The sequence below is a fragment of the Streptomyces sp. NPDC088785 genome, from assembly GCF_044750685.1.
Lineage (GTDB): Bacteria > Actinomycetota > Actinomycetes > Streptomycetales > Streptomycetaceae > Streptomyces.
On the sequence record NZ_JBIVKH010000003.1, the window covers coordinates 701,030 to 714,284 of the forward strand.

A 13,255-nucleotide genomic window follows, 5' to 3' on the forward strand; every position below is an offset into this window, starting at 1 on the left:
AGCCCCCACCGCCCCTATCGAGCCCGTCGCCCCCGTGGCCCCTGTCGCCCCTGTCTCCATGCATTCACCCTACGTAGGAGAGACTGTTCGCATGACGCCCACGACTCAGGCCACGGTCGGCATCGGTGGTGCCGCGGAGAGCACCGACATGGTGCTCAACATCGGTCCGCAGCACCCCTCCACCCATGGTGTGCTGCGCCTGCGTCTCGTGCTCGACGGCGAACGCATCCAGCAGGCGGAGCCGGTGATCGGCTACATGCACCGCGGAGCCGAGAAGCTGTTCGAGGCGCGGGACTACCGGCAGATCGTGATGCTCGCCAACCGCCACGACTGGCTGTCCGCGTTCTCGAACGAACTCGGTGTCGTGCTCGCCGTCGAGCGGATGCTGGGCATGGAGGTCCCCGAGCGCGCCGTCTGGCTGAGGACCCTGCTCGCCGAGCTGAACCGTGTGCTGAACCATCTGATGTTCCTGGGTTCGTACCCACTCGAACTGGGCGGAATCACTCCGGTCTTCCACGCCTTCCGCGAACGCGAGGAACTCCAGGCCGTCATGGAGGAGATCTCCGGCGGCCGCATGCACTACATGTTCAACCGGGTGGGCGGCCTCAAGGAGGACCTGCCGCTCGGCTGGACCACGCGCGCGCGGGACGCCGTCGCCTCCGTCCGTTCCCGGATGGACGTCTACGACCGACTGGTCCTCGGCAACGAGATCTTCCGCGGCCGCACGCGCGGCGTCGGTGTCCTGACGGCCGGGGCCGCGCACTCCTACGGGGTGTCCGGACCGATCGCCCGCGCCTCCGGCGTCGACTTCGACCTGCGCCGCGACGAGCCGTACCTCGCCTACGGAGAGCTCCAGGACACCCTCAAGGTCGTCACTCGGCAGGAGGGCGACTGCCTGGCCCGCTTCGAGTGCCTGCTGGAGCAGACCCACAACGCGCTCGACCTCGCCGACGCCTGCCTGGACCGGATCGCCGACCTCCCGCCCGGCCCGGTCAACCAGCGCCTGCCGAAGGTCCTCAAGGCGCCGGAGGGCCACACCTACGCCTGGACGGAGAACCCGCTCGGCATCAACGGCTACTACCTCGTCTCCAAGGGCGAGAAGACGCCGTACCGGCTGAAGCTGCGCTCCGCGTCCTTCAACAACATCCAGGCGCTGGCCGAGCTGCTGCCCGGCACGCTCGTCGCCGACATGGTGGCGATCCTCGGCTCACTGTTCTTCGTCGTCGGAGACATCGACAAGTAGCCCGGCGAGCGAGCCGGACGGGCCGTCCGACGGCAGCCCCACCGGCTCGACGAGCCAGCCGAAGTCGCCGAGTCCGCCGCGGGCCGTCAGCTCCGCCGCCTCTCCCGCGCGCGTGAGCGCCCGTACGTACCCGGCCGGGTCCCGCGAGGCGAGCGCCAGCGGGGGACGGCCCGCGCGGACGCCGAGGGCGCGCAGCGCCGCGCGCTGGGTGAGCAGCCGCGCGTCCGGACCGCTCGCGCAGGCGTCGAGCGCCACGTGCGCCGTGAGGTCGCGGGACCCGTCGGGCACGGGCGGCACCTCCCGCCCGTCCTTGAAACCGGTCAGCGTGCCGAACGGCGGACGCGCCCCGCGCGCGTGGGCGTAGTCCACGGCGACCGCGAGGCCGCGCTCCACCGAGCCCACGGCCGCCGCCCACGCGGTGTCGCGCGGCAGCCCGACCTCCGCGCGCAGCCCGGGTGCGCAGGGCAGCGGCCACCAGGTGTCGAGCCAGCGCCGTTCGGCGTCCCCGAGCGGTCCGGGGGCCAGCGACTCGGTGCCGTCCGGCCGGACGAGGACGAGCCGGGCGGCGCCGTCCTCGTCGGTCTCGACGACCTCGACCGGGACGTTGTCCAGCCACTCGTTCGCGAACAGCAGCCCCGTGATCGCGTCGGGCGGTGCGGACCGCCACTCGATCCGGTGATCGAGCCCGGCGGGGCGCCCGGCGACCTCCACCGCGCAGGCGTGCACGCGCGCGTGGACGTGCGGCGGCAGCAGCTCCAGGACCCGCGACACCAGCTCGCCGCGCCCCGCCGCCATGTCGACGAACGTCAGCCGCTGCGGGCTGCCGAGCGCCGCGTCCACCCGGCACAGCAGCTCGGCGACGGCGCCCGCGAACAGCGGCGACGCGTGCACGGACGTGCGGAAATGGGCGGCGGGCCCCTCGGGCCCGCGATAGAAGCCGGCCGGACCGTACAGGGCCCGCTCGGTGGCCTCGCGCCAGCCGCGGGCGCCGCCCGGCAGCCCGCCGCCGGGCCCGTCCTCTCGTACGTTCTCCACGCCTGAAGGCTATGCGCGCCCCGCGCACGCGCCTCCACCTTGGGGAGTACGCGCGCCGTATACGGATCGGTCCTCCGGTTGACCCCCGCGGGCCGCACGCGTACCTACTCTGGGTTACGTGCAGCGTCTCTACGACTTCCTCCGCAGACACCCGACCTGGGTCGACGGCTTCTGGGCCGTGATCCTGCTCGGGCTCGCGGTGGTGGCCGTCGTCAACGACGCCGGAGGACCGTCCAGCGGCAACCGGGCGGCGGGTGTCGTCTGCGCCCTGCTGCTGAGCGTCGTCGTCGCGCTGCGCCGCCGGGTGCCGGAGCGCATGCTGCTCCTCACCGTCGTGACCGGCGTGGCCCAGCTGATCTTCGACGCGGAGACCGGGCCGGCCGACTTCGCGATGCTGGTCATCGTCTACACCTGCGCGGCGAACGGGGCGCGGTGGTCGTCCCGGCTCGCCCTCGGCGCGGGCCTGTGCGCGGCGCCGATCGCCCAGATCCGCTGGCCCGAGGAGCACGCGAGCGGGCCCGGCCAGATCGCCGTCGCCGTCTTCACGATGGTGCCGTTCGCCCTCGCCTGGGTCCTCGGCGACTCGCTGCGCACCCGCCGCGCCTATCTGGCCGAGCTGGAGGAGCGCGCGGCGCGTCTGGAGAAGGAGCGCGAGGCCCAGTCGAAGGTCGCGGTCGCGGCCGAACGGGCGCGGATCGCGCGGGAGCTGCACGACGTCGTCGCGCACAACGTGTCGGTGATGGTGGTGCAGGCCGACGGCGCCGCCTACGTCCTGGACGCCGCTCCCGACCAGGCGAAGAAGGCCCTGGAGACCATCTCGGGCACCGGCCGGCAGGCGCTCGCGGAGATGCGCCGGCTGCTCGGGGTGCTGCGCACCGGCGAGCGCGAGCAGGGCGAGGAGTACGTCCCGCAGCCCGACGTCGAACAGATCGAGGACCTGGTCGCCCAGGTGCGCACGGCGGGCCTGCCCGTCGACTTCAAGGTCGAGGGCACCCCGCGCCCGCTGCCCAGCGGCGTCGAGCTGACCGCGTACCGCATCGTCCAGGAGGCCCTCACCAACACCCGCAAGCACGGCGGCCCGAACGCGGGCGCGAGCGTCCGGCTCGTCTACTTCGACGACGGACTCGGCCTGCTCGTCGAGGACGACGGCAAGGGCGCCCCGCACGAGCTGTACGAGGACGGGGGCGCCGACGGCCGCGGCCACGGGCTCATCGGGATGCGCGAGCGCGTCGGTATGGTCGGCGGCACGCTGGACGCGGGCCCGCGCCCCGGCGGTGGATTCCGCATCAGCGTCCTGTTGCCGCTCAAGCCCGCTCATTGACACGTACCAGCAAAGGAACGGGATCGATGTCGATCAAGGTCATGCTCGTCGACGACCAGGTGCTGCTGCGCACCGGTTTCCGGATGGTGCTCGCCGCCCAGCCGGACATGGAGGTCGTCGCCGAGGCGGGCGACGGTGTCGAGGCGCTGGAGGTGCTGCGGGCCACGGCCGTGGACGTGGTCCTCATGGACGTGCGCATGCCGAAGCTGGACGGCGTCGAGACGACCCGCCGCATCTGCTCCGGGCCGAACCCGCCGAAGGTCCTCATCCTGACCACGTTCGACCTGGACGAGTACGCGTTCTCCGGGCTCAGGGCGGGCGCCTCCGGCTTCATGCTCAAGGACGTGCCGCCCGGCGAGCTGCTGACCGCGATCCGCTCGGTGCACAGCGGCGACGCGGTGGTCGCGCCGTCCACCACCCGCCGGCTGCTCGACCGGTTCGCGCCGATGCTGCCCAGCAACGCCAAGGAGCCGCGGCACCAGCAGCTGGAGCGGCTGACCGAGCGGGAGCGCGAGGTCATGATCCTGGTCGCCCAGGGGCTGTCGAACGGCGAGATCGCCGCCCACCTGGTGCTGTCGGAGGCCACGGTGAAGACCCACGTGGGCCGCATCCTGACCAAGCTGGGCCTGCGCGACCGCGTCCAGGTCGTCGTCCTCGCCTACGAGACGGGGCTCGTCCGCGCGGGCGGCGGGGCCTGAGCGACGGCCCGCCCGCGCCGCCGGGTCAGCGCAGCACGCCCTCGATGAAGTCGCCGCCCAGCCGCGACACCACGCCCAGGTCCAGCTGGTGCCGCGCGTACCGGCCGTGCCGGCGCGTGGTGATCAGGCCCGCCTTCTTCAGCAGCGACAGGTGCCGGGATATCTCCGGCGCCGTCATGCCGTGCGCGTCGGCCAGCTCGCCCGTCGTGTACGAGCCGCGCGCCAGGTGCCGGCACAGCCGCATCCGCACCGGGTGGGCGAGGGCCGACAGGCGCAGGGTCAGCTGCTCCACCGAGGTCGGCGCGGTGAGGCCGGGGGCGGAGATCGGGTACGTGATCAGCGGCTGCCAGTCCTTGCGGTGCAGCACCCACAGATGCGGCCGGCCCAGGCCGGTCGGGATCAGGACCAGATCGCCGGAGCCCGTCGCGGTGTGCCCCACGGAGACCTTGTCGACGACGACGGAGCGGCCCGTGTCGTCCAGCGACACCGACCCCGAGACCGCGCAGAGCGCGTCCGGGACGCCCTTGCGGCGCAGCAGGTCCGTCTTGAGCCGCGCGTCGGCCGCCAGCTGAGGCCGGACGCGTCCCCACACGTCGGAGAAGAACGCCTCGTCGCAGTCCTGCATCAGCTCGCGGAACCAGGCCCTGATCGCGGGCGGGTCCTCCAGCAGGCGCTGGGTGAAGCGCATCTGGTGGGAGCCGCGCGCCGCCGCCAGTTCGAGCGCGCGCTCCCGCGTGCGCGGGTCGTCCAGCCGCGTGACGTCCCGCCGCGCGTACTCCGACTGGCAGGTGAACTCCAGGGCGGCGTCCACGAACTGCTCGTCGGAGAGCTTGTCGAGCAGGTCCAGGTCCTCGGCGAGCGTGGCACCGGGCAGGGTGTGCCGGCCCGGCACCCCGGCGGACGGCGTGAAGACGTCCGAGAACGTCGTGCGCCACAGGAAGTCCGCCTCGCACATCCGGTCCGCCAGGCACGGGTCGAGGCACGCGGCCACGCTCGTCGTCCAGCCCTGCACCCCCGGGTGGTGCGCGGGCTCCGCCAGCGCGTGCAGCGCCGCACCCAGCTCGGCCAGGGGCGAGGGCGCGAAGTGGATCCGCTCGGCCGTCAGGCCGGTGATGTCGATGCGCACGCTCATGACCCCATGGTGCACGCCGCCACCGACAGCCGGGTCCTCGATTGACGGCTCTCGTCAATCGACGTGACCGGACCGCGCGGCGGCGCGCAGGCTCGTGGTCATCGGCCCCCAAGCCTGGCAAGAAGGCACTTTCCGGGGCGCAGCGTGACAATCGAGATGATGAGCGAGGTGGTCGTCATGACCGTCACCCAGCAGTACGCCCTGGACGTCTACCGGGCCGCGGCGCGCGGCGAGGCCGTCCCGCCCGCCCCGCACCTGCACGAGGCCGCCGCCGCGCGGGAGCTGCGCGACTACCGCCGCTTCCGGGCGGTGGTGGCGGGGCGCCCGGCGCGCGGCCGGATCCGCGCCGCGCTGGCCCGCCGCCTCGCGGGCCGGCGCTCCCACCGCGGGCACGCCGCCGGCTGCTGAACCCCGCTCACGGCAGGCGGCACACGAAGTCCGCGACGGCCGCGCGGACGTCGTCGGCGCTCCACGCGAGCCCCGCCTCGGCCACCGTGACCTCGGTGAAGGACAGCCCCGGCGCCCCCGCCACGGGCCACCAGCGCCCGAACAGCTGCGTCTTCGTCTCCTCCGCCTGCGCCACCGTCGCCTCGGTGAGCACCTCGGGGTCGTGGGGCAGCAGCACCCGGAACGCGTGGGTGTGCGGCTCCTGAGGGTGCAGCCGCGCCCACGCGAGGCCCGCGTCGGCGAAGCCCTCTTGCAGCGCACGGGCCACCACGCGCGCGTGCGCCACGTACTCCGGCAGCCGCGGCAGCTCCCGCTCCAGGCCGACCAGCGCCGCGATCGCCTGCGGGAACTGGTGGAAGACCTGCCCGCCGTAGCGGTGCCGCCAGGCCCTGGCCTCGTCGACGAAGCTCTGCGGGCCCGCGAGCGCCGCGCCGCTCAGGCCGCCGAGCGACTTGTAGAACGACACGTAGACGCTGTCCGCGAGGTCGGCGATCTCCGCCGGCGGACGACCGAAGTGCGTCGTGCACTCCCACAGGCGGGCCCCGTCGAAGTGGACCACGGCGTCCCGCGCGCGTGCCGCCGCGCAGACCTCCTCCAGCTCCTCCCACGTGGGCAGCACGAAACCGGCGTCCCGCAGGGGCAGCTCCAGCATCAGCGTGCCGAACGGCTCGTCCATGCCGTGCACCTCGTCGGCGGTGATCTGCCGGGCGGCCGTCGTCGGGTGCACCGTGCGCAGCCCGGCCACCGTGGTCAGCGCCTCGCGCTCGTGGACCTCCGGGTGGGCCAGCGGGTGCAGGGCCACGGTCGGGCTGCCGGTACGGCCCGCCCAGCAGCGCAGGGCGACCTGCTGCGCCATGGTGCCGGTGGGGAAGAACGCTGCGGCCTCCTTGCCGAGCAGCGCGGCGACCTTCGCCTCCAGCTCGGCGACGACCCCGTCCCCGTAGATGTCGACGTCGCCCGACAGGTCGGTCACCGACTCCGCCGCCTCGCTCAGGCGCGCCCAGCGCTCGCCGACGGTGGCCGTCTGCGGGCCACGGGCCAGGACGCGCGTCGCGCCCCGGAAGGCGGCGATGCGCCGTGCTGTCTGCTGCTTCTCTTCGGACACGTCCATGCGTCGCATCATGTCGCACACGCGTACGCGTGCGCTTCCCCACAGCCTGTGGACGACCGAGGCCCGCCCGCCCAGATAGCGTTAACATGACGAGAAATCGTCCGGTACCCCGAGCGGACTGGAACGGAAGGCCCCCGCCCCGTGACCTCAGCCCCACAGTCACCCCGATCCGAACCCACCGATCCCAGGGACCGGCCCGCCCGCCTCACGGTGGGCGTCGTCGGCGCGGGCCGGGTGGGACCCGTGCTCGCCGCGTCCCTGCGACTGGCCGGACACCGGCCGGTCGCCGTCTCCGGCGTCTCCGACGCCTCCGTGCGACGGGCCGCCGCCCTGCTCCCCGACGTCCCCGTCGTGCCGCCCGCCGACGTCCTGGCCCGGGCCGAGCTGGTGCTCCTGACCGTGCCCGACGACGTCCTGTCCGGACTCGTCGAAGGCTTCGTCGAGACCGGCTCGATCCGGCCCGGACAGCTCCTCGTGCACACCTCGGGCCGGTACGGCGCCAAGGTCCTCGACCCGGCGCTGCGCGCGGGCGCCCTGCCGCTCGCCCTGCACCCCGCGATGACCTTCACCGGCTCCGCGATCGACGTCCAGCGGCTGGCCGGCTGCTCCTTCGGCGTGACCGCCCCCGAGGAGCTGCGGCTCGCCGCCGAGGCCCTGGTCATCGAGATGGGCGGCGAGCCCGAGTGGATCGACGAGGACAAGCGGCCGCTCTACCACGCGGCCCTCGCCCTGGGCGCGAACCACCTGGTCACCCTGGTCGCCCAGGCCATGGACCTGCTCCGCGACGCGGGCGTGGGCGCCCCCGACCGGATGCTCGGCCCGCTGCTCGGCGCGGCCCTGGACAACGCCCTGCGCTCGGGCGACGCGGCCCTCACAGGACCGGTCGCGCGCGGCGACGCGGGCACCGTCGCCGCCCACGTCACCGAGTTGCGCGCGCACGCCCCGCAGGCCGTCGCCGGCTATCTCGCGATGGCCCGCGCCACCGCCGACCGCGCCCTCGCGCACGGACTGCTCAAGCCGGAGCTGGCCGAGGACCTCCTCGACGTACTGGCCACCGGCGCGGAGGAGACCCGATGACCACCAGGACCGTCCACACCGGCGCGGAACTGCGCGCCCGCACGCGGACCGGGCGGCGCGTCGTCGTCATGACCATGGGCGCCCTCCACGACGGCCACGCCACCCTCGTGCGCATGGCCCGCGAGCGCGCGGGCGCCGACGGCGAGGTCGTCGTCACCGTCTTCGTGAACCCGTTGCAGTTCGGCGCCGGCGAGGACCTCGACCGCTACCCGCGCACCCTCGAAGCCGATGTGAAGATCGCCGGGGAGGCGGGCGCCGACCTCGTGTTCGCGCCGTCCGTCGACGAGGTCTACCCCGGCGGACAGCCCCAGGTCCGGATGTCGGCGGGCCCGATGGGCGAGCGCCTCGAAGGCGCCGCGCGCCCCGGCCACTTCGACGGCATGCTCACCGTCGTCGCCAAGCTGCTGCACCTCACGCGCGCGGACGTCGCCCTGTTCGGCCAGAAGGACGCCCAGCAGCTCGCCCTGATCCGCCGCATGGTCCGCGACCTGAACTTCGACGTCGAGATCGACGCCGTGCCCACCGCGCGCGAGAGCGACGGCCTGGCCCTCTCCTCGCGCAACCGCTACCTGTCGCCCGACGAGCGCCGCACCGCCCTGGCCCTGTCCCGCGCCCTGTTCGCGGGCCGCGACCGGCACGCCGCCCAGGAGGCGCTGCGCGCCCGGGCCACCGAGCTCCCCACCCCCCGCGCGCGGGCCAGGGCACTCGGCGCGCTCGGCGAGGCCCGCGCCGCCGCCGACGCCCACGCGGTGGCCTCCCCGGGCGGCCCCGCCGCCGTGCTGGCCGCCGCCCGCCAGGTCCTGGACGAGGCCGCCCGGCTCAGCCCGCCGGCCGAGCTGGACTACCTGGCGCTGGTCGACCCCGCCGACTTCACCGATGTACGGGACGGCTTCGAGGGCGAGGCCGTGCTCGCGGTCGCCGCCCGCGTGGGCACGACCCGGCTGATCGACAACCTGCCGCTGACCTTCGGAGGTCACCTGTGACGAGCACAGGCATAGCACTCCACGCCCCCGCCCCCGGCTGGAACCTCGACGCCGACGTGGTCGTCGTCGGCTCCGGCGTCGCGGGCCTCACCGCCGCGCTGCGCTGCGAGGCCGCCGGCCTGCGCACCGTCGTCGTCACCAAGGCCCGCCTCGACGACGGCTCCACCCGCTGGGCGCAGGGCGGCATCGCGGCCGCGCTCGGCGAGGGCGACACCCCCGAGCAGCACCTCGACGACACCCTGGTCGCGGGCGCGGGCCTGTGCGACGAGAACGCCGTGCGCACCCTGGTCACCGAGGGCCCCGACGCCGTCCGCCGGCTCATCGCGACCGGCGCCCACTTCGACGAGACCGAGGACGGCGCCCTCGACCTGACCCGCGAGGGCGGCCACCACCGGCGCCGCATCGCCCACGCGGGCGGCGACGCCTCGGGCGCCGAGATCTCCCGGGCGCTCGTCGAGGCCGTACGCGCGCGCGGGCTGCCCACGGTCGAGAACGCGCTGGTCCTCGACCTGCTGACCGACGCGGAGGGCCGCACCGCGGGCGTCTCCCTGCACGTCATGGGCGAGGGCCAGCACGACGGCGTCGGAGCCGTCCTCGCGCCCGCCGTCGTCCTCGCGACCGGCGGCATGGGCCAGGTCTTCTCCGCGACCACGAACCCGCACGTGTCGACCGGCGACGGCGTCGCCCTCGCGCTGCGCGCCGGAGCCGAGGTCAGCGACCTCGAATTCGTCCAGTTCCACCCCACCGTGCTCTTCCTGGGCGCCGACGCCGAGGGCCAGCAGCCGCTCGTCTCCGAGGCGGTGCGCGGCGAGGGCGCCCACCTGGTCGACGCCGACGGGGTGCGCTTCATGGTGGGCCAGCACGAGCTGGCCGAGCTGGCCCCCCGCGACATCGTCGCCAAGGGCATCACGCGCCGCATGCAGGAGCACGGCACCGAGCACATGTACCTCGACGCGCGGCACTTCGGCCGGGAGATGTGGGAGAAGCGGTTCCCCACCATCCTGGCCGCCTGCCGCGCCCACGGCATGGACCCGGTCACCGAACCCATCCCGATCGCCCCGGCCGCGCACTACGCCTCCGGCGGCGTCCGCACCGACCTGCACGGGCGCACCACCGTGCCCGGCCTGTACGCGTGCGGAGAGGTCGCCTGCACCGGCGTGCACGGTGCGAACCGGCTGGCCTCCAACTCGCTGCTCGAAGGGCTCGTCTACGCCGAGCGCATCGCGGAGGACATCACGAAGGAGCACGCGCGCCACCACCTCCACGCGCGCGTACCCGTCCCCGTCCCGCACCCGGCGACCCCGGCCCACCCCCTGCTGCCCGCCGAGGCCCGCTTCGCCATCCAGCGCGTGATGACCGAGGGCGCGGGCGTGCTGCGCTCCGCCGACTCGCTCGCCGAGGCGGCCGCCCGGCTCGGCCGCATCCACGCCGACGCCGCGGGCGCCCTCGCCGAGCACGGCAAGACGGCCGTCCCCGGCGTCGACACCTGGGAGGCCACCAACCTGCTGTGCGTCGCCCGGGTCCTGGTCGCCGCCGCCCGCCGCCGCGAGGAGACCCGCGGCTGCCACTGGCGCGAGGACCACGCCGACCGCGACGACCCGAACTGGCGCCGCCACATCGTCGTGCGGCTGAATCCCGACCGAACCCTGGCCACGCACACCACACCGACCGCAGACTTCCCGGCAACGGTAGAGAACCCTCAGGAGCAGTGACCGACGTGAGCGCCACCCCCGACCTCCCCCTGGCAGACGTCGACAGCGGCGGCTGCGGCGACCACTGCGGCTGCGCGGACAGCGACGCCGACGTCATGGAGTGCGGCCTCGACCCGTCGCTGGCCCAGCTGCTCCTGGACGCGGGCCTGCACCCCGTAGAGATCGAGGACATCGCCCACATGGCGATCGCCGAGGACCTCGACGGCGGCGTGGACGTCACCACCGTCGCCACGATCCCCGAGGACGCCGTCGCCACCGCCGACTTCACCGCCCGCGAGGCCGGGGTCGTCGCCGGACTGCGGATCGCCGAGGCGATCGTCTCCGTCGTGGCCACGGACGAGTTCGAGGTCGAGCGGCACGCCGAGGACGGCGACCGGGTCGCCGCCGGCCAGAAGCTGCTCTCGGTCACCACCCGCACCCGCGACCTGCTCACCGCCGAGCGCAGCGCGCTCAACCTCCTGTGCCGCCTCTCCGGCATCGCCACCGCCACGCGCGCGTGGGCGGACGCGCTGGACGGCACCCGCGCGAAGGTCCGGGACACCCGCAAGACCACACCCGGCCTGCGCTCCCTGGAGAAGTACGCGGTGCGCGCGGGCGGCGGCGTCAACCACCGCATGTCGCTGTCCGACGCCGCCCTGGTCAAGGACAACCACGTGGTGGCCGCCGGCGGCGTCGCCCCGGCCTTCCAGGCCGTGCGCGACCGGTTCCCCGGCCTGCCCATCGAGGTCGAGGTCGACACCCTGCACCAGCTGCGCGAGGTCCTCGACGCGGGCGCCGACCTGATCCTCCTGGACAACTTCACGCCGTCCGAGACGGAGGAGGCCGTGGCCCTCACCGCCGGCCGCGCGCTCCTGGAGTCCTCGGGCCGGCTGACCCTGGAGAACGCCGGGGCCTACGCGCGAACCGGCGTCGACTTCCTCGCCGTGGGCGCCCTGACCCACTCCTCGCCGATCCTCGACATCGGTCTCGACCTGCGGGAAGCGACCGCCTGATGCTGCTCACCATCGACGTGGGCAACACCCACACCGTGCTCGGTCTGTTCGACGGCGAGGAGATCGTCGAGCACTGGCGGATCTCCACCGACGCCCGCCGCACCGCCGACGAACTCGCCGTGCTGCTCCAGGGCCTGATGGGCATGCACCCGCTGCTCGGCGACGAACTCGGCGACGGCATCGACGGCATCGCCATCTGCTCGACCGTCCCCTCGGTCCTGCACGAGCTGCGCGAGGTCACCCGCCGCTACTACGGCGACGTGCCGGCCGTCCTGGTCGAGCCCGGCATCAAGACCGGCGTGCCGATCCTCATGGACAACCCCAAGGAGGTCGGCGCCGACCGCATCATCAACGCGGTCGCGGCCGTCGAGCTGTACGGCGGCCCGGCCATCGTCGTGGACTTCGGCACGGCGACGACGTTCGACGCCGTGTCCGCGCGCGGGGAGTACACCGGCGGCGTGATCGCCCCCGGCATCGAGATCTCCGTCGAGGCGCTCGGGGTGCGCGGCGCGCAACTGCGCAAGATCGAGCTGGCCCGGCCGCGCAGCGTCATCGGCAAGAACACCGTCGAGGCGATGCAGTCGGGCATCGTCTACGGGTTCGCGGGCCAGGTCGACGGGGTCGTGAACCGGATGGCCAAGGAGCTGGCCGACGACCCGGACGACGTCACCGTCATCGCGACGGGCGGCCTCGCCCCGATCATCCTCGGCGAGGCCTCGGTGATCGACGAACACGAGCCGTGGCTGACCCTGATCGGCCTCCGCCTGGTCTACGAACGCAACGCCAGCCGCCTCTAGACACGGCCCCCGCGCTCCCGGAGGCACCCGCCGCACCTGCCTCCGGGGCGCGCCCGGGAATTGGCCATTAAGACGATTTGCCCGTAATAGGCCGTACCGTCACCCCATGCCCACGCCCTACGGAAACCGCGGCGGCATGGCGTTCGGCGCAGAAGAGCTGAGTGTGCTCCGACGCGCCCTCGCCCTCGCCCTCCACCCCAGCCCGACCTCGGACAAGGACGTCCGGGACTGCCTCCACCTCGCGGAGTCGGTCGACGAGGCCCTCCGGGAGAGCACCCGCCTGCGGGCGTTCCTGCTCGCCGACCTCGACCGCTACCGGGCCGCTCTGCCCGGCTCCGTCACCGGCTACCTGAGCCTGCTCCAGGACGCCCTGACGGCCGGCCACCGGCCCGGCGCCGACGACCTCGCGGCGCTGCGCGCCCTGCGCGGCAACCCCGCGGCGCACGCCCTGCTCGACCGCTGCCGCTCGCTCGCCGAGCAGGGCGTGCGCGACCGCCTGGAGACGCGGCACCGCCCGCGCGTCCCGTCCTCGCGCACCGCCCTGCTCGCCCTGCCCGGCGGCCGAGGCGCCACCGGCCGCCCCGCGGACCCCCGGCCCGCGGACCCGGAGCGCCCCGTGCCGACCCCGGCGGAGGTCTTCCCGCCCAAGCGGCGCCCCGCCCAGCCCCCGGCCCCGCCGCAGCGACTGGCCGCGGGCTAGTTACTCT

At 74.3% G+C, this 13,255-nt stretch carries 13 protein-coding genes; 10 read left to right on the forward strand and 3 right to left on the reverse strand.

The window, feature by feature from the left end; translation table 11 throughout:
- The first annotated feature begins 91 nt into the window (after nt 1–91).
- Nucleotides 92–1,243 carry an NADH-quinone oxidoreductase subunit D gene (locus ACIP5K_RS13820; RefSeq protein ID WP_401408866.1) on the forward strand — a complete coding sequence of 384 codons (1,152 nt, stop codon included), beginning with the start codon at nt 92–94 and terminating at the stop codon, nt 1,241–1,243.
- Here ACIP5K_RS13820 and ACIP5K_RS13825 read toward each other — a convergent pair.
- A complete protein-coding gene (locus ACIP5K_RS13825; RefSeq protein ID WP_401408869.1) occupies nt 1,208–2,278 on the reverse strand; it encodes an SAM-dependent methyltransferase in 1,071 nt (356 codons plus the stop codon). The two genes, ACIP5K_RS13820 and ACIP5K_RS13825, sit on opposite strands and share 36 nt — an antisense overlap.
- A gap of 118 nt (nt 2,279–2,396) precedes the next feature.
- Between ACIP5K_RS13825 and ACIP5K_RS13830 the strand changes: the two genes are divergently transcribed.
- Both ACIP5K_RS13830 and ACIP5K_RS13835 read left to right on the forward strand, forming a co-directional pair.
- Nucleotides 2,397–3,599, forward strand: coding sequence for a sensor histidine kinase (locus tag ACIP5K_RS13830; RefSeq protein WP_401408872.1), 1,203 nt, complete (start codon nt 2,397–2,399; stop codon nt 3,597–3,599).
- A 26-nt stretch (nt 3,600–3,625) separates the two neighbouring features.
- Nucleotides 3,626–4,297: a response regulator gene (locus ACIP5K_RS13835; protein WP_401408875.1), complete on the forward strand. Its 672-nt coding sequence runs from the start codon at nt 3,626–3,628 to the stop codon at nt 4,295–4,297.
- A gap of 25 nt (nt 4,298–4,322) precedes the next feature.
- On the opposite strand, the gene ACIP5K_RS13840 is transcribed toward ACIP5K_RS13835, so the two are convergent.
- On the reverse strand, nt 4,323–5,429 hold the full coding sequence (locus ACIP5K_RS13840) for a DUF5937 family protein (RefSeq protein ID WP_401408877.1): 1,107 nt from the start codon (nt 5,427–5,429) through the stop codon (nt 4,323–4,325).
- A gap of 159 nt (nt 5,430–5,588) precedes the next feature.
- Here ACIP5K_RS13840 and ACIP5K_RS13845 point away from each other — a divergent pair, with 159 nt between their 5' ends.
- Nucleotides 5,589–5,837, forward strand: a complete 249-nt coding sequence (locus tag ACIP5K_RS13845) for a hypothetical protein (RefSeq protein WP_401408879.1) — start codon at nt 5,589–5,591, stop codon at nt 5,835–5,837.
- 7 nt (nt 5,838–5,844) lie between these two features.
- Here ACIP5K_RS13845 and ACIP5K_RS13850 read toward each other — a convergent pair whose 3' ends face one another.
- Nucleotides 5,845–6,987: a threonine aldolase family protein gene (locus ACIP5K_RS13850; RefSeq protein ID WP_401408882.1), complete on the reverse strand. Its 1,143-nt coding sequence runs from the start codon at nt 6,985–6,987 to the stop codon at nt 5,845–5,847.
- 141 nt (nt 6,988–7,128) lie between these two features.
- On the opposite strand from ACIP5K_RS13850, the gene ACIP5K_RS13855 reads away from it, so the two are divergent.
- The 6 genes from ACIP5K_RS13855 to ACIP5K_RS13880 all read left to right on the forward strand — a co-directional run bounded on the left by ACIP5K_RS13855 (nt 7,129) and on the right by ACIP5K_RS13880 (nt 13,248).
- Nucleotides 7,129–8,064, forward strand: coding sequence for a Rossmann-like and DUF2520 domain-containing protein (locus ACIP5K_RS13855; protein WP_401408885.1), 936 nt, complete (start codon nt 7,129–7,131; stop codon nt 8,062–8,064).
- On the forward strand, nt 8,061–9,047 hold the full coding sequence (panC, locus tag ACIP5K_RS13860; RefSeq protein WP_401408887.1) for a pantoate--beta-alanine ligase: 987 nt from the start codon (nt 8,061–8,063) through the stop codon (nt 9,045–9,047). The genes ACIP5K_RS13855 and panC overlap by 4 nt, the downstream gene beginning before the upstream one ends.
- A complete protein-coding gene (locus tag ACIP5K_RS13865) occupies nt 9,044–10,759 on the forward strand; it encodes an L-aspartate oxidase (RefSeq protein ID WP_401408889.1) in 1,716 nt (571 codons plus the stop codon). The genes panC and ACIP5K_RS13865 overlap by 4 nt, the downstream gene beginning before the upstream one ends.
- Nucleotides 10,756–11,751, forward strand: a complete 996-nt coding sequence (nadC, locus tag ACIP5K_RS13870; protein ID WP_401408892.1) for a carboxylating nicotinate-nucleotide diphosphorylase — start codon at nt 10,756–10,758, stop codon at nt 11,749–11,751. Before ACIP5K_RS13865 ends, nadC begins: the two co-directional genes overlap by 4 nt.
- Entirely contained in the window at nt 11,751–12,548 is a 798-nt protein-coding gene (locus ACIP5K_RS13875; RefSeq protein WP_401408894.1) for a type III pantothenate kinase, read from the forward strand. The genes nadC and ACIP5K_RS13875 overlap by 1 nt, the downstream gene beginning before the upstream one ends.
- Before the next feature lie 106 nt (nt 12,549–12,654).
- On the forward strand, nt 12,655–13,248 hold the full coding sequence (locus ACIP5K_RS13880; RefSeq protein WP_401408897.1) for a hypothetical protein: 594 nt from the start codon (nt 12,655–12,657) through the stop codon (nt 13,246–13,248).
- Nucleotides 13,249–13,255 lie beyond the last annotated feature (7 nt).